Genomic DNA, 22,161 nt, shown 5'->3' with positions numbered 1-22,161 from the left:
TGCATATCAATGAAGTTAGAGCGCAGCCCGAAACGGGTAAAACGGCTTTCGCAAAAGATGCGCGCCAGAGAAAAAGAAAAGCTAGATGGAATCAGCACTCTTCGCCGAACTTATCGGCAATGAGGGTACCCAAGGCATCAAGCACCGCATCGGCTTGTTCGCCAGATGCGCGAACATCAATGCAGCAGCCGGGAGAGGCCGCAAGCATCATCAGGCCCATGATGGATGTTCCGCCCACGGTCATGCCATCCTTACTGACGCGCACATGTGCATCATAACTATCCACAAGCTGCACGAATTTCGCCGAGGCGCGGGCATGAAGCCCACGCTTATTGACGATCTCAAAAGACCGGGACAGAGCGCTATCGGCATCGTATTCGCCAGTAACGGCCACCGTGGGATGCATGAATTACTTTCCTGTGAGGACCTGGCTTGCAACATTGATGTATTTGCGCCCCGCATCCTGCGCTTCGCGCAAGGCTGTCTTGATGTCACCACCAATTCGAACGCTTGAAAGCTTGATCAGCATCGGCAGATTAACGCCTGCGATGACCTCGATCTTGCCTTCTTCCATCACCGATATAGCCAGATTGGACGGCGTGCCACCAAACATATCCGTGAGAACGATGACACCGCCTCCGGTGTCGGCACGCGAAACTGCTTCGACGATATCACGACGTCGCTGTTCCATATCATCTTCGGCACCGATACAAACGGTCTCGAAATTGTCTTGCGGGCCAACCACATGCTCAACAGCATGAAGAAACTCTTCGGCCAGCCTTCCGTGCGTAACAAGCACGAGTCCGATCATACTTTAAAAGCTCCTGTCGCGTACCCGCCGCTTCAACCCGTCAAAGGCGCAGATGATACGAATTCCCACCAGTAGCAGACTGGCGAGTGGTGCATCTTGGCAGGGCAAATCTTGATAGCAAGTGAAAAATTTCACATTTGCCTTGAAAAAAGCAAAATGCCGCAGTGTTGGGCATGCTTTTTGAGACCTGACATATAATGAACGATCAAGCGCGGTTTCACGGCCATGGTTTATAAAACAGACAGGCTTCAATCGCCCGCGAAAGCGCGTTAGAATCGCCATTTGACGAGAGAGCCGGAAGATATAGGCATGGAATTTCGACACCATCAAACTGCCAGTTTTTGCCACTGGGATAGCGTTCAGCTTCATCTTGACTGACGAGAATCACCACAAGATCAAGCGGTGTCTGTTTCACATAAGCAACAGTGAATAGGCCCGCACCGCGAATTTCCACCCCACCGCGAAGCTGCTCCGGTACGCTGGCAATCAGTTTTTCCGAATCTTTCATGAGAATCGTCCGGTCATCTGCAACCAGACAACCCTGTTCGCCACGCAAGATCGCCCGCTCAATCAGAGTAAGCGCAGTCTCCGTCTTTCCGCTGCCAGATTTACCCATCAGCATCACGCCATGTCCCTGCAACTGAACTGTCGTTGCGTGAAGCCCGCTTTTTTCCTGCTCTGGCGTCATATCGGCATCACGAAATCGCTGGCAGATCGATGATGAAGCGCGCGCCCTTCATCTCGTCAGGCTTTTTAGCATCGATAATGTTTTCAACGCTCAGCGTGCCGCCATGCGCCTCAATGATCTGGCGACTGATGGAAAGGCCAAGACCGGAGTTCTGGCCAAAAGCCTCCGACGCAGGACGATCCGTATAAAAGCGTTCAAAAATACGCTCAATATTTTCGATCGGAATGCCGGGGCCGTTATCCTCGACAAGAATGCGCAGCCAGTTTCCTTCGCTACCCAGATTGACGACGATACGTCCTGTGTCCTCTGGAACAAAAGACCGAGCATTTTCAATGAGATTGCTGATGACCTGTCCGAGACGCAAATCATGGCCGGCGACGAAAAAGCCTTTTTTGCCAGTGGGTAATTTGCCCGTATTGAACACGATCTCGGTACCAACCTTGTTGCGGCGGACTTCACGTGCAGCATTGACGATGTTGTTGAGCAGCGACTTCATATCAACACGATCGGAATGTTCACGCGCCAGTTCAGCATCAAGACGCGATGCGTCCGAAATATCGGTAATCAGGCGGTCAAGACGGCGCACATCATGTTGAATGACGTCGAGCAAGCGTTTGCGCGAATCATCATTTTTGGCAAGCGGCAGCGTTTCAACCGCGCTGCGCAACGAGGTGAGGGGGTTTTTCAGCTCATGGCTGACATCCGCCGCAAAGCTTTCGATGGCCTCAATGCGTGTATAAAGCGCATCTGTCATGGCGCGAATGGAGGTCGACAAATGGCCGACTTCATCCTGACGCTCGGAGAAATCTGGGATTTCTTCGCGACTTTTCACGCCGAGGCGCACGCGGTCGGCAGCGGCAGCAAGTTTGCGCAACGGGCTTGCAATGGTCGAGGCCAAAAACAGCGACAAGATCACCATCACCGCCGCAACAACGCCGAACACACGGAAAACCGCCATGCGTTCGCCCTGCACGATCTTGTCGATGTCGTCGCCTTCGGTTGAAAGCAGCAACACGCCAAGGATTGCGCGGGATTGCTGAATTGGGACTGCCACCGAAACCACCAGTTCGCCCTGCTGGTTACGCCGTTGTGCGGTCTGCGGCGAGCCACTCAAAGCACGAACGATTTCCTGATAGGCCAGACCATTGCCGCCGGGCTGTTCCTGATAAAGCGGCAGACCGCCACCATAAAACAGACGCGAGAACCAGCCGGTAAAGCGTTCCCACGTGCTCGGCTCATCTTCTTCAATAGCGGGGAGATCGTAACGGAACACCGGACCGCCGGAAGCAAAAGCCGGCGCGTAAAGCGAACGGGAATCAAGCAGCAGATTGGCATAATGATCGTAGATGCGGGCGCGCGTGCTGGTCGGTGAAATCAACTGACGCAGCAGCGGCGAAACTTTTTCCGGGTTGATCGGAAATTCCCAGTTATCGGGGGAATCAGGCGAGGGGGTGATGCTCTGCCCCGCCTGCAATTCCAGAAGCTTTTCCGGATCGATCATCAGTGAGTTGGTATCGACCGTCGCCGATGAAGAAATTGCGGCTGCAATGATCTTGCCCTGTGTGAGCAGGCTTTCGATTTTGGCATCAATCAGTCCCTCTCGGAACTGGTTCATATAAAGAATGCCGGAAACCAGAACAGCGAGGGCTGCCAGATTGAGAAACAGGATACGGCGCGTCAGGCTGGAAAACAGAAACTGACCAAGAAACCTGCTGAAAGGCGCAAAAAGACGACGCAGAAAAAGCGAGCGTTGCCGCCGCGCTCTGCGTTCTCTCATGCTTGCAGCATTATCTTTGCTAATCTCTGCGACCATCGCGCTCAGTCTGATGTTGTTAAATCATTGCCGGACAATCAATGCCCGGCAATAAAAAGAATAAAACGATCAAGCTTCGCGGAAACGATAACCCACGCCATAAAGCGTTTCGATCATTTCGAAATCATCGTCTGTCGACTTGAACTTCTTGCGCAGGCGCTTGATGTGGCTGTCGATGGTACGATCATCGACATAGACCTGTTCATCATAGGCCGCATCCATCAGCGCATCACGACTTTTCACAACGCCCGGGCGCTGTGCAAGCGAATGCAGGATAAGAAATTCGGTAACTGTCAGCGTGACCGGCTCCCCCTTCCAGGTGCAGGTGTGGCGTTCCTGATCCATGACAAGCTGACCGCGTTCAAGCGACTTTGCCTGCTGGCCGGTCGGCTTTGCCGTACCATCACGCGCAGCAACGCGGCGCAGAACAGCCTTCACACGCTCGACCAGAAGACGCTGCGAGAAAGGCTTGGTGATGAAGTCATCCGCACCCATCTTGAGGCCGAACAATTCGTCGATCTCATCATCCTTGGAAGTGAGAAAGATAACCGGCAGATCCGTTTTCTGGCGCAGACGGCGTAGCAGTTCCATACCGTCCATGCGCGGCATCTTGATATCGAAGATCGCCAGGTTCGGTGGACGCGCCGTCAGTCCATCCAACGCAGAAGCCCCATCTGTATAGGTCTCCACGCGATAGCCTTCCGACTCCAGAGCAATGGAAACGGAGGTCAGAATGTTGCGGTCATCGTCGACCAGCGCGATTGTCTGCGTTGCCGAAGCTTCCTTCATGCGGACCTTCTCCTTTTTTTATCGCCCTTAAACAGCAGCGATATAATTCACGCGACGCGTTTTTACACATTGTCCTACGCAAAACCGTTTCACACTTTTGCTGGAAATGCTTAGGCGCGTCGATACTATAATAACCACGCTGCTTTTGCAGTACAAATTAGGTACAAAATGTGGCAGCGCTCAAACTTCGCAGAAAAGCTAGATTGCTGGCAGGAACATATGCCACTGCAATCACGCAGTGTATAAATTTCGCAATACACGCAATAACGGTATAATTAAACGATTTAAAAATATTTCAATTTTTCTAAATCGATTAAATATTTGATTTTATTTATTTAATCTGTTTCTGACTGCCATCCCGAATTAAAACAGAGGTCGGGGCTAACGTTATTGAACCAGATTGCGGAGACACCATGAAAGAGATCGGCATCCATAATTCTGCCGCTTCCATTGCGACTTCAGGACTGAAGGAGCTGTCCGCAGTCTATTATAATTTTGGCCCCGCACGGCTCTATGAAGAGACCATACGGCGCGGCGAAGCAGAGCTTTCGGCACAGGGTGCGCTTGTTGCACGCACTGGTCAGCACACTGGCCGTTCGCCGAAAGATAAGTTCGTTGTGCGCGATGCAAACACCGAAGATCAGGTCTGGTGGGACAACAACAAGCCGATGACACCGGAGGCTTTCGAGCTTCTCTATGCCGATTTCATTGATCATGCGAAGGGCAAGGAGCTTTTCGTACAGGATCTGATCGGCGGCGCAGACCAAGACAACAAGATCAATGCGCGCGTTGTTACCGAATATGCATGGCATTCGCTGTTCATTCGCAATCTGCTGATCCGCCCCGAAGAAGCAAAGCTTGCTTCTTACGTGCCGGAACTCACAATCATTGATCTGCCATCGTTTAAGGCTGATCCGGCACGCTATGGCGTGCGCACCGAAACGGTGATCGCGGTTGATCTCACCCGCAAGATCGTTCTGATCGGCGGCACTTCTTATGCCGGTGAAATGAAGAAATCAGTCTTCACAGCACTCAATTATCTGTTGCCTGCCAAGGGCGTTATGCCAATGCATTGCTCGGCCAATGAAGGCCCGAACGGCGATACGGCTGTTTTCTTCGGCCTTTCCGGTACTGGCAAGACCACGCTTTCGGCAGACCCGACGCGCACGCTGATTGGCGATGACGAACATGGTTGGGGCGAACACGGCGTCTTCAATTTCGAAGGCGGTTGCTATGCCAAGACCATTCGTTTGTCAGCTGAAGCAGAGCCCGAAATATACGCGACCACGCAACGTTTTGGCACGGTGTTGGAAAATGTCGTTCTGGATCAAAACCGCCAGCCGGATTTTGACGATGGTTCGCTCACCGAAAACACCCGTTGCGCCTATCCGCTCGATTTCATTCCCAACGCATCCGCATCAGGCAAGGGCAGCCAGCCAAAGAACATCATCATGCTCACCGCCGATGCCTTTGGCGTGATGCCTCCGATTGCCAAGCTCACACCGGCACAGGCCATGTATCACTTCCTGTCCGGCTACACCGCTAAGGTTGCAGGCACGGAAAAAGGCGTCACCGAACCGGAAGCCACGTTCTCGACCTGCTTTGGCGCGCCATTCATGCCACGCCATCCATCGGAATATGGTAATCTGCTGCGTCAGCTGATCGCTCAGCACAACGTCGATTGCTGGCTGGTCAATACCGGCTGGACCGGCGGCGCTTATGGCACCGGCAAGCGCATGCCGATCAAGGCAACCCGCGCACTTCTTGCTGCGGCTCTCGACGGCTCGCTCAATGATGCCGAGTTCCGCACAGATCCGAATTTCGGCTTTGCCGTTCCGGTCGAAGTGCCGGGCGTCGATAAAGCCATTCTCGATCCGCGTTCGACATGGGCCGACAAGGCTGCTTATGACGCACAGGCCAAAAAGCTTGTCGATATGTTCGTGAACAACTTTGAAAAGTTCGAGAGCCATGTCGATCACGATGTGCGCGATGCAGCGCCAGCAACGCGGATTGCGGCTGAATAAGCGAAATAGACATCCTGAGGAGGAGGGGAAGCCCGGCCGAGAGGCCGGGTTTTTCTTTTTTGCAATGGATAAAGCGTGTCGCGCTTGATCGTATCCACCTCGCTCGCTCTATCCATTTGTTTTTGCGCATGTCTTTATCCCAAAACCGGTTCCCACTTTTGGGAGACATGCGTTAGAAAGCGGTGTATCACTTGCCCTTATGGAAGAAAGCCGCAACATCATCCGCATCACCAACCGCCTGACCATCCATGATGATGATCTGGAGGAGAGCTTTATTCGCTCATCCGGACCCGGCGGACAGAACGTCAACAAGGTTTCAACCGCCGTGCAGTTGCGCTTTTATGCGGCGCGTTCCGGGCTACCGGAAGACGTACTCTCACGCCTGTTCAAGCTTGCCGGTCAGAGACGCACCAAAGACGGCGATATTCTGATCGAAGCCAATCGCTTTCGCACACAGGAGCGCAACCGCGAAGATGCGCGCGAGCGGATGATCGCGCTGATCAAAGAAGCCGCCGTTCCACCGCCGCCGCCCCGCCGAAAGACGAAGCCAACCAAAGGCTCTGTCGAACGTCGCCTCAAGGCCAAGTCCGGGCGCTCGGACATCAAGAGAGGCCGTGGCAAGGTTTCTTACGACTAGGCGCATCCCGAAAAGTGGGAACCGCCTACGCGGGGAAATCAGTTCACCGGACTGATTTCTGGTCCCGCTTCGATCGGAAAAAGATGCGCGATAAAACAAGTAGACTATCGCATTTTGGGAACACACAACATGACTATCAATTATCACGAGCTTGAAACCAGCCATGGCCGCATTGCTGTGCGTGAAAGTGAAGGCGAGGGCGCTCCTCTCCTGATGATACATGGCAATTCAAGTTCCGGCGCAGTTTTCGCACCGCAGCTCGAAGGCGAGATCGGCAAAAAATGGCGCGTCATCTCGCCTGATCTTCCGGGCCATGGCAAATCTTCCGATGCGATTGATCCTGAACACAGCTATTCGATGGAAGGCTATGCGGATGCGATGACGGAAGTCATGCAGAAGCTCGGCATTGCCGATGCTGTTGTTTTCGGCTGGTCGCTCGGTGGCCATATCGGTATCGAGATGATAGCCCGTTATCCAGAAATGCGTGGCCTGATGATTACCGGAACGCCACCCGTGGCGCGTGAGGAAGTGGGGCAGGGGTTCAAGAGCGGACCCGACATGGCGCTTGCCGGACAGGAAGTCTTTTCCGAGCGCGATGTGGATTCTTACGCACGCAGCACCTGTGGCGAACCATTCGAGGCGTCACTTCTCGATATTGTTGCCCGCACGGATGGACGCGCACGCCGCATCATGTTTGAAAAATTTGGCAATGGAACCGGCGGCAACCAGCGCGACATCGTCGCTCAAGCAAAGCTTCCCATAGCGGTCGTTAATGGTCGCGACGAACCTTTCGTCGAACTCGACTTCGTCTCCAAGGTAAAATTCGGTAATCTTTGGGAAGGCAAAACCCACGTCATCGACAATGCCGGCCATGCGCCATTCCGTGAAACGCCAGCGATTTTCGATCGGTATCTGATGCGCTTCTTAAGCGATTGCACTATAGGATAGGATAACCACCAGCAAAATCTGCTTTACTTTTGGCTTAAAGTGCCAATCTTATGCATCCATAGAGTGCATTGCTATGAATTTTCAACAAGCAGGGAGATTTGTTACATGGGAATTTTCGATTTTGTAAAGTCGGTCGGAACCAAGCTTGGTTTCGGGGAAAGTGAGCCAAAAGCCGATGACCTCAAGAAAGAACTCGATTCGCATAATCTTGGCACCGATGGCGTGCAGGTTAGCGTTCAGGGCGACAAAGCCGTTCTCACCGGCAATGTGAAAGACCAGTCTGCCTTTGAAAAAGCGATTATCGCTGTCGGCAATTCGCTTGGAGTTTCCAAGGTGGAAGCTTCGGAATTGACGGTTGAAGGCGCAGGCACAGGGGCTGATCCTGTCTTCTACACAGTCAAGAAGGGCGACAATCTCTGGAAGATCGCTGAAGCCCAATATGGCAAAGGCAAGGGCGCAAAGAACGACATCATCTTTGAAGCCAACAAGCCGATGCTGACGCACCCGGACAAAATCTATCCGGGTCAGGTGCTGCGCATTCCGCCGCTGTAAGGCTTAAGAATTCAAAGGGGCCGGTTCAACCGGCCCTTTTCATATCTTCCTGAGCGCCACTTCTTCGATCAGATGATCGCTGCCCTTGCGCAGGATAAGATCGGCGCGGGGGCGGGTAGGAAGAATGTTTTCACGCAGGTTCTTCATATTGATATTGTTCCACAGACCTTCGCCGATGGAACGGGCCGCTTCTTCGGAAAGCTCTGAATAGCGATGGAAGAATGATTGCGGATTGACGAAGGCCGTCTCACGCAGCCGCATGAAACGATCAATATACCATTTGTGGATCAGTTCCGACTGCGCATCAATATAGATCGAGAAGTCGAAAAAGTCCGAAACGAATGGCACCATCTTGCCGTCTTCAGGCAGATCACGCACCTGCAAAACATTGATGCCTTCAAAGATCAGTATGTCGGGCTTGTCGACAATCTGATATTCACCCGGCAGAACGTCATAGCTCAAATGCGAATAGAGCGGCGCTTTCACCTGGCTCATACCCGCCTTGATAGCTGACAAAAAGCGCAAAACCGCACCCACGTCATAGCTTTCGGGAAAGCCCTTGCGCTCCATCATGTTTTGGGTGCGCAGAACTGCATTGGGATAGAGAAAGCCGTCGGTTGTCACAAGATCGACTTTCGGGCTTGAAGGCCAGCGGGCGAGCAGTTCTTTCAGAATACGCGCGGTCGTGGATTTTCCCACCGCCACCGATCCGGCAACACCGATGATGAACGGCGTCTTGAAACTGTCCTCCATATTAAGGAATTGCTGACGCTGGCGAAACAGAAGCTGACTGGCCTCCACATGTGCATAGAGCAGTCGCGACAGCGACAGATAAATGCGCCGCACCTCATCCAGATCAATCGGATCGCCCAGCGAGCGCAACCGCTTGACCTCTTCATAGGTGAGGGTGAGGGGGGTATCAGCACGAAAGCCCGCCCATTCGGTCGCCGAAAAGAAACGGTACGGCGAATAGCGTGACGGCGTCAGCTGGTCCACTTTTTCCCACATATTGTCGCTGCTCTCCCTCAACGCCAATTCACATATATCCTGTTTAATCTGCATTCAGAGCATTTCCATTTTAAAGCAGAGAAAATGCTCTGATCAGTTGCTTTCACGCATGTCATTATCCAGAAACCGGTTCCTACTTTTTGGAGTCATGCTTTATGCCTTCGGACGACCGGCCTTTTCCTCAAGGCCTGTCTGTGCCGTGCGGCGTTGCAATTCTGCAAGAACTTCATCAAGCGGCACATCTGCAATCTTCAGAACCACCAGCAGATGATAAAGCAGATCAGCGCTTTCCGTGACCAGTTCTGCGCGGTCGCCTTCGACTGCGGCAATCACCGTTTCCACGGCTTCTTCGCCGAGCTTTTTGGCAGCGCGTGTCTGGCCCTTGGCGATCAGGCTTGCGGTATAGGACGATCCATCCGTCGAATTTGCACGTTCCGCGACGATGCGTTCAAGGTCGGAAAGTGTGAACTCAGTCATCGGATTTCCTCAAATCTTGTTTTCAAGCGACCGGATCGAGCCGCATCGGGATACCAGCTTCGGCCATATATCGCTTGGCCTCGCCAATCGTATAGGTGCCGAAATGGAAGATGGATGCGGCCAGAACTGCCGTTGCATGACCATCCCGGATACCCGCAACCATGTGATCGAGATTGCCAACGCCGCCCGATGCAATCACCGGAACCCGCACGCTGTCCGCCACAGCGCGGGTCAGCGCCACGTCATAACCAGCCTTGGTGCCATCACGATCCATTGACGTCAGCAGGATTTCGCCTGCGCCAAGGTTCACGACCTTCTGCGCAAATTCCACTGCATCTATGCCGGTCGTCTGGCGACCGCCATGGGTGAAGATTTCCCAGCGGTCGCTTTCACCTGCGACTGAAACCTTCTTGGCATCAATCGCCACAACGATGCACTGATTGCCGAACTTGTCAGCGGCTTCGGCAACAAATTCCGGATTTTTAACCGCAGCCGTGTTGATCGAAACCTTATCGGCTCCGGCCAGCAGCAGCTTGCGAATGTCAGCTACCTGACGCACGCCACCGCCAACCGTCAGCGGCATGAAGCATTGTTCTGCCGTGCGCGCGATCACGTCGAAAATTGTCTCGCGATTGTCCGAAGACGCCGTGATGTCGAGGAAGCACAATTCGTCTGCACCGGCCGCATCATAGGCTCGCGCTGCTTCAACCGGATCGCCGGCATCAATCAGATCGACAAAGTTTACGCCTTTGACGACGCGGCCATCTTTCACATCAAGGCACGGTATTACTCTTGCTTTCAGCATTGTTGTTCTCGATCTGCCGCGTCTCTTTTTTGCTTTGCCTGTCCTCGCGGTCCGGCCTGCGCCGGACTGTTCGTTGCGGGCAGGCGGTGGCGGCCATCCTTAACATCCAGACAAGGAATTACGCGTGCTTTGAGTGTCATACCGAAGCCCTCAACAATGCCAGCGCTTCCGCCGGATCAATGCGGCCATCATAAAGCGCACGACCAGAAATAGCGCCTTCCAGCTTGCGCGCATCGGGTGCAGCGAGGCGCTTGATGTCATCCATGGAGGCAAGGCCGCCCGATGCAATCACCGGAATGGACACGCTGTCTGCAAGACCAAGCGTTGAATCCCAGTTGATCCCAGCCAGAACACCGTCGCGGTCGATGTCGGTGTAGATGATGGCAGCTACGCCTGCGCCCTCAAACTTCTTCGCCAATTCGACCACGCCGAGCTCGGATGCTTCCGCCCAGCCTTCAACCGCGACATAGCCGCCCTTGGCATCAATGCCCACCGCAACCTGACCCGGAAACTGCTTGCAGGCTTCGATCACCAGCGCTGGATCACGCACGGCAACCGTACCAAGAATGACGCGGCGCAGACCTTTGGAAAGCCAGCTTTCGATATGGGCAAGCGTGCGGATACCGCCGCCAAGCTGCACCGGATTTTTGGTGGCTTTCAGGATCGCCTCAACCGCCTTGCCATTGACGCTTTCACCGGCAAAGGCACCGTTGAGGTCAACCACATGCAGCCACTCAAAGCCCTGATCCTCAAAAGCCTTGGCTTGTGCTGCCGGGTCTTCATTGTAAACAGTGGCCTGATCCATGTCGCCAAGCTTGAGGCGCACGCATTGACCGTCTTTCAAATCGATGGCGGGAAAAAGGATCATATCTTCAAGGCTTCCATTTCAGGAAATTTGCAATAAGCGAAAGGCCAAGCAGCTGGCTCTTTTCTGGATGGAACTGCGTACCGATCATGTTGTCGCGACCAACCGTTGCGGTAACGTCGCCGCCATATTCGGTGACGGCCAGCACATCCGCTTTGTTCTTGGCATTGAACATATAGGAATGCACGAAATAGGCATGCAAACCGTTCTCGCCGGTCTCGATACCGTCAAAGACCGGATGCGAATGTTTCACGTGAATCCTGTTCCAGCCGATCTGCGGAATCTTGAGCGTCGGATCGGACGGCGTCATTTCACGCACATCGCCTTCAATCCAGCCGAGACCTTTAGTGATTTCTTTTTCAAGCCCGCGTTCGGACATCAGCTGCATGCCCACGCAGATGCCAAGAAACGGATGCGCCTTTTTCAGCACTACGTCTTCCAGCGCCTCCACCATGCCGGGAACGGCATGAAGGCCGCGGCGACAATCGGCATAAGCGCCAACGCCCGGAAGCACGATGCGATCAGCGCTCGCCACGCGATCGGCATCTGCCGTCAGTTCGATTTCGGCTTTTAAGCCGCTCTCATGGGCGGCACGCTCAAAGGCCTTGGTGGCCGAGCGAAGATTGCCGGAACCATAATCGATAATTGCAACACGCATTTTCAGTTTTCTCCGCGATGACCGACAAAGCCTATCGTCGAGCCAAATGAGGAATAAGTGGGATGAGGGGTCTGTTGCGCCCATACAGGCGCTTGCGCTTGCGCAGGGACTGTTTCAGGCTGATCAACTTCAGCGAGACCATAGAAATAACGGATTTCCGCTTCTTCCAGATTGGCTGCTTCGATCACGGCCTTTTCGGTAAATCCCTGACGCTTGAGTTTTGCGATCTTCCAGTTCACGCCTTCCAGCGCAACAAAGAGCGAAAACAATAAAGTGATCAGGGGAACCGCATCGGTGACACCAAAAGCGGAACCCGCAACACCCAGCAGGATCGTCACGCCGAGAGCAGCAATTGCTTCAAACCAAAGCCGCTGCGACAAAAGCCAGACAACCGGCAGGATCAGTGCCAAAGCGTAGAATCCGTCGCGCACAAAGACAGAGTTTTCAGCGCTGTTCGCGCTTTCTTTCTCCAGAACGACGAATTGCGCCATGAACTTATCCCTTCAGCGACCCCTTGGTCGATGGAATTGCATCCTTCTGGCGCGGGTCGGTTTCAAGCGCTGTGCGCAGAACGCGTGCCACGGCCTTGAAGATCGATTCGGCGATATGGTGGTTGTTGGCACCATAATGATTATTGATATGCAGCGTGATCCCGGCATTCATCGCAAAAGCCTGAAAAAACTCGCGCACCAGTTCGGTGTCGAATGTGCCGATCTTGGCCGTCGTGAAATTCACATTCCAGACCAGAAATGCACGGCCCGATACGTCAACCGCCGCCCCCGTCAGCGTGTCGTCCATGGCAAGATCCATTGACGCATAACGCACGATGCCACGACGCTCGCCAAGCGCTTTCGCAACAGCCTGACCCAGCGCAATGCCGGTATCTTCGACGGTGTGGTGATCATCGATATGCAGATCGCCCTTGGCCATCACGCGCATGTCGATGAGCGAATGCCGGGAAAGCTGCTCCAGCATATGATCGAAGAAGCCGACACCTGTGGTTATGTCGAACTTGCCGTTACCGTCCAGATCGACCGAAACGGCGATGCTCGTTTCTTTCGTCGAACGTTCGATGCTTGCTTTGCGGGCGCTTTCAGCCGTCATAGCATTTCCTCTGTTGAAATCTTTTCGCGTTCTAGAACAGCTTGATGCTTTTGCCAATGCTTTTAGGCCACCTACCAATAATCTGGATTTTTCTGTTAACGCGCATTTTATCCAAAAACCGGCTCCCACTTTTTAGAATGCGCTTATTTCCGCACGCGCATTTTATTCAAAAACCGGTTCCCACTTTTTGGAATGCGCTTGAACCCATTTGCATTTTGCCAGCTCGTTCTTAAATATTCACAACGAAACCGATTCAAAAGGCTTCGACCCATATCAGGGGCTTATGCGTTTGCCATATGGAAACCTGTAGGCCGCCAAAGGAGTGATCCATGATCGAACACAATCCCACAACAATTTACGGCACGACCATTGTCACCGTTCGCAAGGGTAACAAGGTCGTTATCGCCGGTGACGGGCAGGTATCGCTCGGCAACACTGTCATGAAAGGCAATGCGCGAAAAGTGCGCCGCATCGGCAAGGGCAACAATGTCATTGCCGGATTTGCCGGTGCCACGGCTGATGCCTTCACGCTGCTTGAGCGCCTTGAAGCCAAGCTGGAGCAATATCCCGACCAGCTCATGCGCGCTTCCGTCGAACTCGCTAAAGACTGGCGCACCGACCGCTACCTGCGCAAACTTGAAGCCATGATGCTTGTAGCCGACAGCAAGGTTACGCTGGCACTGACCGGCACAGGCGATGTACTTGAACCGGAACATGGCGTTATGGCCATCGGATCTGGTGGCAATTATGCGCTGGCCGCAGCGCGAGCTCTCGTTGATACCGATCTGGATGCCGAGGAAATCGCCCGCAAGGCAATGGGGATTGCAGCCGACATCTGCATCTACACCAATCACAGCATTCTCCTTGAAAGCCTCAACGCCGAATGACCGCAAGCGTGCAAGCCTCAGCCTCTAAAACACAGCGTTGGGGCTTAGGTGCTCTGATTGTTCTTGCCATTCTCGCGATACAGGCCTTCTGGCTTTATCTCGATGGGCGGATACCCATGTGCGAATGCGGCACCATAAAATTATGGTCCGGTTCGCTGATGTCCGAGAATTCACAGCATATCACCGACTGGTATACGCTCTCGCACATCATTCATGGCTTTCTGTTCTACTGGCTTTTGACATTCATCGCGCCAAAAGCACCTTTGGGCTTGAGGCTTGCCATGGCCGTTGGCGTTGAAGCCGTCTGGGAACTGGTCGAAAACTCGAATTTCATCATCGAGCGCTATCGCGCCAACACGTCCTCGGTGGACTATTTTGGCGATAGCATCGTGAATTCAGTTTCCGACACGGTCGCTGCCCTTGTCGGCTTTCTGCTGGCTGCAAAACTGCCAACCAAAATCACCGTCGCTATAGCGCTTTTCTTTGAAATTCTGGCGCTGATTATTATTCGCGACAATCTTACGCTCAACGTGATCATGCTGCTGCATCCGTTCGAGTTCATCAGGCAGTGGCAAAGTGGATTGTAATTATGAGTAATTTCTCCCCCCGTGAAATCGTTTCCGAACTCGATCGCTTCATCATCGGCCAAAACAATGCCAAGCGCGCCGTGGCAATCGCTCTGCGCAATCGCTGGCGTCGCCAGCAGTTGGAAGGCCAGATGCGCGAAGAGGTCATGCCAAAAAACATTCTGATGATCGGACCGACCGGCGTTGGCAAGACGGAAATCTCCCGTCGTCTCGCCAAGCTTGCAGGCGCGCCCTTCATCAAGGTTGAAGCCACCAAGTTCACCGAAGTGGGCTATGTTGGTCGCGACGTTGAACAGATTATCCGCGATCTGGTCGAAGCTGCAATCGGCCTCGTACGTGAAAAGAAGCGTGAGGAAGTGAAGGCCAAAGCGCATATCAATGCCGAAGAGCGCGTGCTGGACGGCCTTGTTGGCAAAACTGCAAGCCCTGCCACACGCGATAGCTTCCGCAAGAAATTGCGTGAAGGCGAACTGGACGACAAGGAAATCGAAATCGAGGTTGCCGATACAGGTAGCGGTCAGAATTTCGAAATTCCGGGCATGCCAGGCGCCAATATCGGGATGATCAATATCGGCGATATTTTCGGCAAGGCGATGGGCGGGCGTACTAAAACGCGCAAAACCTCGGTCAAGGAATCCTATGCAATCCTGATCAACGACGAGTCTGACAAGCTACTCGATCAGGATCAGCTCATTCAGGAAGCCCTGCGCTCAACCGAAAATGACGGTATCGTTTTCCTGGACGAAATCGACAAGATCGCTTCGCGCGAAGGCGGAATGGGAGCAGGCGTATCACGCGAAGGCGTGCAGCGCGATCTGTTGCCGCTCGTTGAAGGCACCACCGTTGCGACGAAATATGGCCCGGTGAAAACCGATCATATCCTGTTCATCGCATCGGGCGCGTTCCACGTTTCCAAGCCTTCCGACCTTCTGCCGGAGTTGCAGGGTCGTCTGCCAATTCGTGTAGAATTGAACGCTTTGACGCGTGAAGATTTCCGACGGATTCTGACGGAAACAGAGGTCAGCCTGATCAAGCAATATATTGCGCTAATGGCAACGGAAGAGGTGAAACTTGATATTACCGATGACGCCATTGACGCTTTGGCCGATATTGCGGTTGATCTGAATTCGACGGTCGAAAATATCGGTGCGCGCCGCTTGCAGACGGTTATGGAAAAGGTCCTTGATGACATTTCCTATAATGCGCCTGATAAATCAGGTTCGGCCTTCACGGTCGATGGCGACTATGTCCGCAAGACTGTTGGCGATCTTGCCAAAAATACGGACCTTTCGCGCTTCATTCTATAAACTTCGAACGTGACCGGAAAGCCACGCTGCGGTGGCATTCTGCACAAAGACAAGAAACCCCTCGACTTCATCGAGGGGTTTTTTTAATTTGCGGCCAAATTTATAGATCATTTACCTTATTGAGGCCGTTTCCGCGCAATGACCAGTCGACTGAACCGTATTGCAGGCATCTGCCTTGCCATCGCTTTCTCCTGCCAGAGCGCCTTTGCAGCGGTTGCTGTGCCGCCCGGAAACCGCAATGTCGAGCAGCCGCCCATTCCCGGTGCTTCGGCTAAGCGCACGCGCGAGTTAAGCACAACCTACGAAGCCAAATATCGCAAGATATATAACCTCCTGAAAAAAGACGCTTCGCTGCGCTCGAAAATCAAGTCGACAGCTTCGGCTTACGGCATCGACCCCATCCATATCGTCGGGGCAATTGTTGGCGAGCATACCTACAATGTCGATGTTTATGACCGGCTCCAGACCTATTACGTCAAGGCCATGTCCTATGTGAACCAGGGCGTGAGCTTTGGTTATAATGGTGAAAGCATCGGTCAGTTCGTCAAGCGCCCTGAATTCTCGGAATGCCTCAAGTTCAAGGACAGCTATTCGCTGTGGGGCTGCCGCGAAGCGATCTGGAACAAGCAGTTCCGCGGCAAATCGGTGGGTGGCAAAGCCTATCCCAACAACCGGTTCAGCGCCGTGTTCTTCCAGCCTTTCTATGCTGGCCAGACTTTTGGCCTGGGCCAGATCAATCCGCTGACGGCCTTGCAGATGTCGGATATGGTCAATCGTGTATCTGGCCTTCCAAAGCTCAATGCTGAAAACGGCAACACGGTCTATAAGACGATTATGGACCCTGATCTGACGCTGCCCTATATCGCGGCAACGCTCAAACAGTCGATCACCGCCTATCGTCAGATTGCCGATTTCGACATTTCAAAAAACCCCGGCATTACGGCAACGCTTTATAATACAGGCGGTGCAGATTCTCGCGCCCGCGCACTTGCCAATGAAAATGCCCAGCGCAAGGCATCTGGTCAGGCACCTGTGATGCCGCAGGAAAACTATTATGGCTGGCTGGTCAACACCAAGCTTGATGAGCTGAAGGCGCTGTTTTAGGGCAGGTTTTAGGCTAAAGGCTTCAAGCCCCGGCGGCGCTTGCGGGCGGCTTCAATTTCATCGCTTAAGTGCTTGATCGTCTCGCGATCAATGATGCGGATGTTACGTGCAAGAAGATTGGCAAGCTCCGTTGCCTGTGGGGAAAGGCCTGATGTGTCAATCACCACACGCGGATGCGAAACGGCCGCGAGATTTTGCAGCTCCTCCGCTTCATCCCAGATAATATTAAAATAGGTGATGATGCGTTGCAGCAGATCCCAGGTTGGCTGGCCGCGCCGTCCATGTTCCAGCGCCGAGAGATAGGCTGGCGATACGCGCAAAGCCGCTGCCATTTCTTTCTGGGTAACATTACGTTCGTCACGCAACTCTCGCAAACGCTTGCCAAACGGTGTCATCGCAGAAGACCTCCGTTTTGCGTTTGCTTGCGCAGTCGCACATAAAGCGCACCATGCCCGCCATGATGATGTGCTGCATCTTCGTAGGCGCTGACCAGAAGCCGGAACAACGGCGTTGAAAACCAGTGCGGCACAGCCTGTTTCAGAACGCCTTCACTGCCAAAGGAGCGACCTTTGCCCGTAATCACCATCACATGCTTGAGCCCGCGCGCATGGGCGCTGAGCAAAAATCCGTAGAGCAACTCATAGGCATCGTTCTGCGTCAGCCCATGCAGATCGATCCGCGCTTCAATATCTACACGTCCCTTGGAAATCTTGCGGTGCGTGGGCCGATCAAAGGCATGGATCGGCATTTCATTGAGTGTATTGAGCTTCTTTTTCGGTTCTGCCGTTGCAGCCACAGGCGAGGGTGATCTGGCGGCAGATTTCTTATTGAACTCCTGCGCCATCACCTCTTTGAAATCGGGAAACTCTTCCGCCTGAGGCTTTTTGCCAGCAAGCGGTTTGGCTGTCTTTGCAACGGTTTCCCACAGAATACGATCCTCGGCACGCAGATAGTCTTTGGCTGGTTTTTCGCTGTTTGATGTCATCGGCTAAGCCCGCAAAAGCGCGCGCGGAACCAGCGCATAAAAATCAGCTTTGTTCTTGATGGCGCCAGCAATTTCGCCTGCCGCATCGCCGGAGCCTGCAAACAGATCACCGCGCGCCGGGCCCACTATGGCCGTTCCCGTATCCTGCGCGATCATAAGTCGAGAGAAAGGCGCATGATCAAATACGGTCACGCTCGGCGCAACAATATAAAACGGCGTTCCGAATGTATGCAAAAGCCGGTCCACCGCAATGGAACGGCCAACCGTCAGCGGAACCTTGGCGGCAGCAATCTGTCCGACATGTGGATCATCGACGGGGGCTTCTCGGAAAAAAATGTAAGAGCGGTTCTGCCAGATAAGGTCATCGGCTTTTTCAGGGTGTTCTTTCAGCCACTGGCGGATCGTCTGCATCGAAATGTCTTTTGCTGCAATCTCGTCCTGGGCCACCAGAATACGCCCGATACCAGTAAAAGGATGGCCAGTCTTGGCTGCATAAGTGATACGCATCGTGCTGCCATCGTTAAGCTTTAAACGCGCCGCGCCTTGCACATGCGCAAAAAAAGCATCGACCCGGTCGGCAACATAAGCAAGCTCCAGACCCCGATCTTTAAGAATGCCTTGTTCGATCGCACAGCGATCATGATATTCCACAATGCCTTGCGGCACCTGTCGGCCGAAAACGAATGACACATCCATATCGTGAGGGCGGTTTTCGTCCGTGACCTTCACAAGATCATCGGGCTTTCGGAGAAATGGCACGGTGAAATGCGCGTCCGGCGTAAGCGATGCGTCGATTTCCGGCTCGTAAAAAGCGGTCACAAAGCCGTCTGCCTCGATCAGGCAGGGGACAAAATGTCTTTCAAAAAAAGCACGGCCCTGAGATGCATCGGGACTATCGAGCAAACGCGCAGCAGCAAAAGCCGGTTGCAGCGCTTCGAAACTGATACCGAGGCTGCCGCTATTATAATTGTTATTCTCAGCATAATCAGCAGATCGGCGAAAGGCTGCAAAAGCCAAAGCCTGATCATCCCGCGACCAGCCGGGACAATCGCTAAAACTGACTGGGCGTAAAAGTTTCGCCAGATTATGCACAAGCCACATCCGTCAAGAATTAAAAGGGCCGCTAAATTAGCGACCCTGATTCATAAACTTTCTTTAGTCTTCCGCTTCCGTCGCTACAAGCTTCCAATTCGGGTCACGCGAACGTGTGTCACGGGCAAAGGTCCAGAGATCGCGGATCTCAACGACATTTTCCTGATCGCCTTCGATCACATTGCCGTCCTTATCGAGCGTGGAAGAAATCATCTGGCTGACGATATTGAGTGTTACATGCGCTTCTGAGCCCTTCATTTCGGCATTGGCGATTTCCGCCTTATCGATGCCAACGAAGGTTGAACGCACAGTTTCGCCACGGGTTTCGCGATCATCAATTGCCGAAACGAAGCCTTCATAGACTTCTTTCGAAAGCAGATTTTTCAGAACCTTACGGTCGCCATCGGCAAAAGACATGACGATCATTTCATAAGCAATCTTCACGCCATCGACGAAGACAGGGGGATTGAAAGAAGGATCTGCTGCCTGAATGGCGCGCAGGCCGTCATTTACAGATGTTCCAACCGGCGCGATCTTGTCGATCGCTGTAAAGTCCTTCTCACCGGGGCGCTGCGGTAATGAAACGACATTGTCGGCTTCAACGCCCGATGTCTGTGCATCGGTATTTCGTGCAGATGTATAGGGATCGGATGGCGGTTTTTCACTCCCGGTACGACGACCAAGAACATTTCTCAGCTGTAGAAAGATAACCACCGCTGCGATGAAGAAAAATATCGTGCCAAAATCAAAAAATTCCATACCGCCTGCCACCAATTGCCGGATCGGGATGACGAATCCCTCCTCACGTCATAAATTTTGCTACATATACATATAGATCGGCTTGATTGATCATTCAAATCCCGATCGCGAATACCTATGTGTTAATTCATGATAGATTGCCTGAAATTCGTTTCTTTGGCTCAAACACGAGAGCGCATCCCGAAATATGAAACTGTTTTCGGAAAAGATGCGCTTTAAGATAAATGATGAGAGCACCGATCTTACCCGTCCAGATCACACCGCGCTCTAACCAACATAAGGTCATAACTGCCGTGCCCTCTTCTTTAGCCCCTCTTGTCATGCTGGCAATGCCATTCATCGAGATTGCCGGATTTGTGATCGTTGGCAGCGAAATAGGCGTGCTGGCTACACTTGGCCTTATTATTCTGAGCGCCATGCTCGGCTTTTTCCTGCTGCGTGTGCAGGGTTTTGGGCTGTTGCAGCGTATCCGCACTGAAAGTGCCGCCGGACGCGTGCCAGACCGCGAGATGATGCATGGCGCGATGATCGTTGTCGCCGCCATAATGTTGATCGTGCCGGGCTTTGTCACAAGTGCCATTGGACTATTGCTTTTTGTGCCTTTCATCCGCGATCTGGTCTGGAACAGGTTTGTACGCAATCGTCTTGTTGTTGCCACCGCATCGACGCGCTATTCGCAATCCTATCGACCCTACGAGCCAAACGACAGCAATGTGATTGATCTCAACCCGGAAGATTACACTACAAAGCCCGATGAAAACTCCCCATGGAATTCGGGTCGCAAAGATCGCTGATTGCGCGAATACTAACCTATAAAGCGTTCCTTGCCTCATCTCCACACACATGCTAGCCAAGCATCACTGCTTTACAGGCAATGAGTTTAATCACTTTAATAGAAGGCATTCCAATAATGGCAAAAACGCCGAGCGATAAGGCTACTGCAGGCGAAGTAAAGAATGGCAATGGCGCAACCGCCCAGCCTTCCCTCAACATTCTGGCCCAGTATATCAAGGATCTTTCTTTTGAAAGCCCAGGCGCGCCTTTGTCGCTGCGCCCACGCGACAAAGCTCCTTCGATCAATATCAATGTGAATGTAAACGCCAATCCGCTTTCAGAAACAGATTTCGACGTTGTTTTGACGCTCGAAGCCAAGGCGGTTGATGGCAAAGACGTTCTGTTCAACACTGAACTGACCTATGGCGGCGTATTCCGCATTCAGGGGATCGCGCAGGAACATATGCTCCCGCTGCTGTTCATCGAATGCCCGCGTCTGCTGTTCCCTTTCGCACGTCAGATCGTTGCTGATGCAACCCGCAATGGTGGCTACCCACCGCTGATGATCGATCCAATCGATTTCGCACAGATGTTCCAGGCTCGTATGGCCGAAGAAGAAGCCAAGAACGCTGTAAAGAGCTGATCTTGGATCTGTACTAAAAGGAAACCCCGCATAAAGCGGGGTTTTTTTTATTCTAAAATCAGTTTACATATTTCTTCCAGATGGCCTTATCACCTATTTTGGCCACAAGCGCATCATGTGCCGCGCGCTCTTTGTCGGAAATACGTGATGCAAGCGGAACTGGACGCTGACGCAGCACGATACCGCTATTATTATCCGAACCGTTAGTGTTACCGGAATTTCCAGAGCTGCTTAAGCCAAGTGCGGTCTGCTTACCGCCGATGAGTTCGATATAAACTTCCGCCAGAATTTCAGAATCGAGCAGAGCGCCGTGCAATGTGCGGTGCGAATTATCAATGCCATAGCGTTTGCACAGCGCATCGAGCGAGTTCGGACCCATCGGATTTCTGCGGCGCGCGAGCGCCAGTGTATCGACGATACGATCAACCGCAATTCCCGGCTTACCAAGACGATCCAGTTCCGCGTTGATAAAGCCAAGGTCGAACATGGCATTATGCGCGACAAGTTGCGCACCATCGAAAAAATCCAGAAATTCGTCAACGATTTCCGCAAAGCTCGGCTCTTTGAGCAATTGCTCATCGGTGATGCCGTGAACGGCCAATGCATCGGGATGCACTTTGCGTCCCTGCGGATTGATGAATTTGTGGAAAGTTTTGCCAGTGGGAAAACGATTGATCATTTCCACGCCACCGATTTCTATGACGCGATCCTCCAGCCGCTCAAGGCCAGTGGTTTCCGTATCGAAAACGATCTCACGCATGGAAAAACCTTTCAAAGCGCGTCCCGAAAAGTGCGAAGCGGTTTTCGAATAAGATGCGCGTTAAAACTATGGGTTAAGGATACC

General features: G+C 52.9%; 27 protein-coding genes. 10 read left to right on the top strand and 17 right to left on the bottom strand.

The window, feature by feature from the left end; translation table 11 throughout:
• Positions 1 to 91 precede the first annotated feature (91 nt).
• The 5 genes from CEV31_RS05195 to CEV31_RS05175 form a co-directional block, all read right to left on the bottom strand.
• Complete coding sequence (locus CEV31_RS05195; protein ID WP_094505894.1) at positions 92 to 406, bottom strand: HPr family phosphocarrier protein; 315 nt, start codon at positions 404 to 406, stop codon at positions 92 to 94.
• Positions 407 to 409: 3 nt separating this feature from the next.
• On the bottom strand, positions 410 to 811 hold the full coding sequence (locus CEV31_RS05190) for a PTS sugar transporter subunit IIA (protein WP_094505893.1): 402 nt from the start codon (positions 809 to 811) through the stop codon (positions 410 to 412).
• 217 nt (positions 812 to 1,028) lie between these two features.
• A complete protein-coding gene (locus tag CEV31_RS05185; RefSeq protein WP_094505891.1) occupies positions 1,029 to 1,499 on the bottom strand; it encodes an HPr kinase/phosphorylase in 471 nt (156 codons plus the stop codon).
• A gap of 7 nt (positions 1,500 to 1,506) precedes the next feature.
• Positions 1,507 to 3,312, bottom strand: coding sequence for a sensor histidine kinase (locus CEV31_RS05180; protein WP_094505889.1), 1,806 nt, complete (start codon positions 3,310 to 3,312; stop codon positions 1,507 to 1,509).
• Positions 3,313 to 3,381: 69 nt separating this feature from the next.
• Entirely contained in the window at positions 3,382 to 4,101 is a 720-nt protein-coding gene (locus CEV31_RS05175) for a response regulator transcription factor (RefSeq protein WP_094505888.1), read from the bottom strand.
• Between the two features lie 413 nt (positions 4,102 to 4,514).
• Between CEV31_RS05175 and CEV31_RS05170 the strand changes: the two genes are divergently transcribed.
• The 4 genes from CEV31_RS05170 (at position 4,515) to lysM (ending at position 8,262) form a co-directional block, all read left to right on the top strand.
• Positions 4,515 to 6,125, top strand: coding sequence for a phosphoenolpyruvate carboxykinase (locus CEV31_RS05170; RefSeq protein ID WP_094505886.1), 1,611 nt, complete (start codon positions 4,515 to 4,517; stop codon positions 6,123 to 6,125).
• A gap of 199 nt (positions 6,126 to 6,324) precedes the next feature.
• Complete coding sequence (arfB, locus tag CEV31_RS05165) at positions 6,325 to 6,762, top strand: alternative ribosome rescue aminoacyl-tRNA hydrolase ArfB (RefSeq protein WP_094505885.1); 438 nt, start codon at positions 6,325 to 6,327, stop codon at positions 6,760 to 6,762.
• A 129-nt stretch (positions 6,763 to 6,891) separates the two neighbouring features.
• On the top strand, positions 6,892 to 7,710 hold the full coding sequence (locus CEV31_RS05160) for an alpha/beta fold hydrolase (RefSeq protein WP_094505884.1): 819 nt from the start codon (positions 6,892 to 6,894) through the stop codon (positions 7,708 to 7,710).
• A gap of 105 nt (positions 7,711 to 7,815) precedes the next feature.
• Positions 7,816 to 8,262, top strand: coding sequence for a peptidoglycan-binding protein LysM (gene lysM / locus CEV31_RS05155; protein WP_094505882.1), 447 nt, complete (start codon positions 7,816 to 7,818; stop codon positions 8,260 to 8,262).
• A gap of 39 nt (positions 8,263 to 8,301) precedes the next feature.
• Here the strand turns inward: lysM and coaA are convergent, their stop codons facing one another.
• The 7 genes from coaA to hisB form a co-directional block, all read right to left on the bottom strand.
• Positions 8,302 to 9,270, bottom strand: a complete 969-nt coding sequence (gene coaA / locus CEV31_RS05150; protein WP_094505881.1) for a type I pantothenate kinase — start codon at positions 9,268 to 9,270, stop codon at positions 8,302 to 8,304.
• Positions 9,271 to 9,423: 153 nt separating this feature from the next.
• Positions 9,424 to 9,747, bottom strand: a complete 324-nt coding sequence (locus tag CEV31_RS05145) for a phosphoribosyl-ATP diphosphatase (RefSeq protein ID WP_094505880.1) — start codon at positions 9,745 to 9,747, stop codon at positions 9,424 to 9,426.
• 22 nt (positions 9,748 to 9,769) lie between these two features.
• Complete coding sequence (hisF, locus tag CEV31_RS05140) at positions 9,770 to 10,552, bottom strand: imidazole glycerol phosphate synthase subunit HisF (protein ID WP_094505878.1); 783 nt, start codon at positions 10,550 to 10,552, stop codon at positions 9,770 to 9,772.
• A 136-nt stretch (positions 10,553 to 10,688) separates the two neighbouring features.
• Positions 10,689 to 11,420 (bottom strand): 1-(5-phosphoribosyl)-5-[(5-phosphoribosylamino)methylideneamino]imidazole-4-carboxamide isomerase, encoded by a 732-nt coding sequence (hisA, locus tag CEV31_RS05135; RefSeq protein WP_094505877.1) that lies wholly within the window; start codon positions 11,418 to 11,420, stop codon positions 10,689 to 10,691.
• 4 nt (positions 11,421 to 11,424) lie between these two features.
• Entirely contained in the window at positions 11,425 to 12,075 is a 651-nt protein-coding gene (hisH, locus tag CEV31_RS05130; protein ID WP_094505875.1) for an imidazole glycerol phosphate synthase subunit HisH, read from the bottom strand.
• Positions 12,076 to 12,077: 2 nt separating this feature from the next.
• Positions 12,078 to 12,566 carry a DUF2628 domain-containing protein gene (locus CEV31_RS05125; protein ID WP_094505873.1) on the bottom strand — a complete coding sequence of 163 codons (489 nt, stop codon included), beginning with the start codon at positions 12,564 to 12,566 and terminating at the stop codon, positions 12,078 to 12,080.
• Between the two features lie 4 nt (positions 12,567 to 12,570).
• Positions 12,571 to 13,179, bottom strand: a complete 609-nt coding sequence (gene hisB / locus CEV31_RS05120) for an imidazoleglycerol-phosphate dehydratase HisB (protein WP_007872453.1) — start codon at positions 13,177 to 13,179, stop codon at positions 12,571 to 12,573.
• Positions 13,180 to 13,508: 329 nt separating this feature from the next.
• On the opposite strand from hisB, the gene hslV reads away from it, so the two are divergent.
• The 4 genes from hslV to CEV31_RS05100 all read left to right on the top strand — a co-directional run bounded on the left by hslV (position 13,509) and on the right by CEV31_RS05100 (position 17,064).
• Positions 13,509 to 14,066 (top strand): ATP-dependent protease subunit HslV, encoded by a 558-nt coding sequence (gene hslV, locus CEV31_RS05115; RefSeq protein WP_094505872.1) that lies wholly within the window; start codon positions 13,509 to 13,511, stop codon positions 14,064 to 14,066.
• The gene (locus tag CEV31_RS05110; protein WP_094505870.1) at positions 14,063 to 14,653 is read left to right on the top strand and encodes a DUF2585 domain-containing protein; all 591 of its coding nucleotides are present in this window, start codon (positions 14,063 to 14,065) and stop codon (positions 14,651 to 14,653) included. Before hslV ends, CEV31_RS05110 begins: the two co-directional genes overlap by 4 nt.
• A gap of 2 nt (positions 14,654 to 14,655) precedes the next feature.
• Positions 14,656 to 15,960: an ATP-dependent protease ATPase subunit HslU gene (hslU, locus tag CEV31_RS05105; protein WP_094505868.1), complete on the top strand. Its 1,305-nt coding sequence runs from the start codon at positions 14,656 to 14,658 to the stop codon at positions 15,958 to 15,960.
• 138 nt (positions 15,961 to 16,098) lie between these two features.
• A complete protein-coding gene (locus CEV31_RS05100) occupies positions 16,099 to 17,064 on the top strand; it encodes a DUF1402 family protein (protein ID WP_094505867.1) in 966 nt (321 codons plus the stop codon).
• Between the two features lie 8 nt (positions 17,065 to 17,072).
• Here CEV31_RS05100 and CEV31_RS05095 read toward each other — a convergent pair whose 3' ends face one another.
• The 4 genes from CEV31_RS05095 to CEV31_RS05080 are packed head-to-tail and all read right to left on the bottom strand — an operon-like array spanning position 17,073 to position 19,900.
• The gene (locus CEV31_RS05095) at positions 17,073 to 17,459 is read right to left on the bottom strand and encodes a helix-turn-helix domain-containing protein (RefSeq protein WP_094505864.1); all 387 of its coding nucleotides are present in this window, start codon (positions 17,457 to 17,459) and stop codon (positions 17,073 to 17,075) included.
• Entirely contained in the window at positions 17,456 to 18,049 is a 594-nt protein-coding gene (locus CEV31_RS05090; protein WP_094505863.1) for a Smr/MutS family protein, read from the bottom strand. The genes CEV31_RS05095 and CEV31_RS05090 overlap by 4 nt, the downstream gene beginning before the upstream one ends.
• A gap of 3 nt (positions 18,050 to 18,052) precedes the next feature.
• The gene (gene mltA / locus CEV31_RS05085) at positions 18,053 to 19,150 is read right to left on the bottom strand and encodes a murein transglycosylase A (RefSeq protein ID WP_094505861.1); all 1,098 of its coding nucleotides are present in this window, start codon (positions 19,148 to 19,150) and stop codon (positions 18,053 to 18,055) included.
• Between the two features lie 54 nt (positions 19,151 to 19,204).
• Positions 19,205 to 19,900 (bottom strand): Tim44/TimA family putative adaptor protein, encoded by a 696-nt coding sequence (locus CEV31_RS05080; protein WP_094505860.1) that lies wholly within the window; start codon positions 19,898 to 19,900, stop codon positions 19,205 to 19,207.
• A 293-nt stretch (positions 19,901 to 20,193) separates the two neighbouring features.
• Here CEV31_RS05080 and CEV31_RS05075 point away from each other — a divergent pair, with 293 nt between their 5' ends.
• The gene (locus tag CEV31_RS05075; protein ID WP_094506510.1) at positions 20,194 to 20,694 is read left to right on the top strand and encodes an FxsA family protein; all 501 of its coding nucleotides are present in this window, start codon (positions 20,194 to 20,196) and stop codon (positions 20,692 to 20,694) included.
• A gap of 116 nt (positions 20,695 to 20,810) precedes the next feature.
• Positions 20,811 to 21,317: a protein-export chaperone SecB gene (gene secB, locus CEV31_RS05070; RefSeq protein ID WP_094505858.1), complete on the top strand. Its 507-nt coding sequence runs from the start codon at positions 20,811 to 20,813 to the stop codon at positions 21,315 to 21,317.
• Between the two features lie 58 nt (positions 21,318 to 21,375).
• On the opposite strand, the gene dnaQ is transcribed toward secB, so the two are convergent.
• A complete protein-coding gene (dnaQ, locus tag CEV31_RS05065) occupies positions 21,376 to 22,077 on the bottom strand; it encodes a DNA polymerase III subunit epsilon (protein WP_094505855.1) in 702 nt (233 codons plus the stop codon).
• Between the last annotated feature and the right edge of the window lie 84 nt (positions 22,078 to 22,161).

The sequence above is a fragment of the Brucella thiophenivorans genome, assembly GCF_002252445.1.
GTDB classification, from domain to species: Bacteria; Pseudomonadota; Alphaproteobacteria; order Rhizobiales; family Rhizobiaceae; genus Brucella; species Brucella thiophenivorans.
Note: the sequence above shows the minus strand (reverse complement) of the source record. Positions and strands in the feature narration are given on the sequence as shown.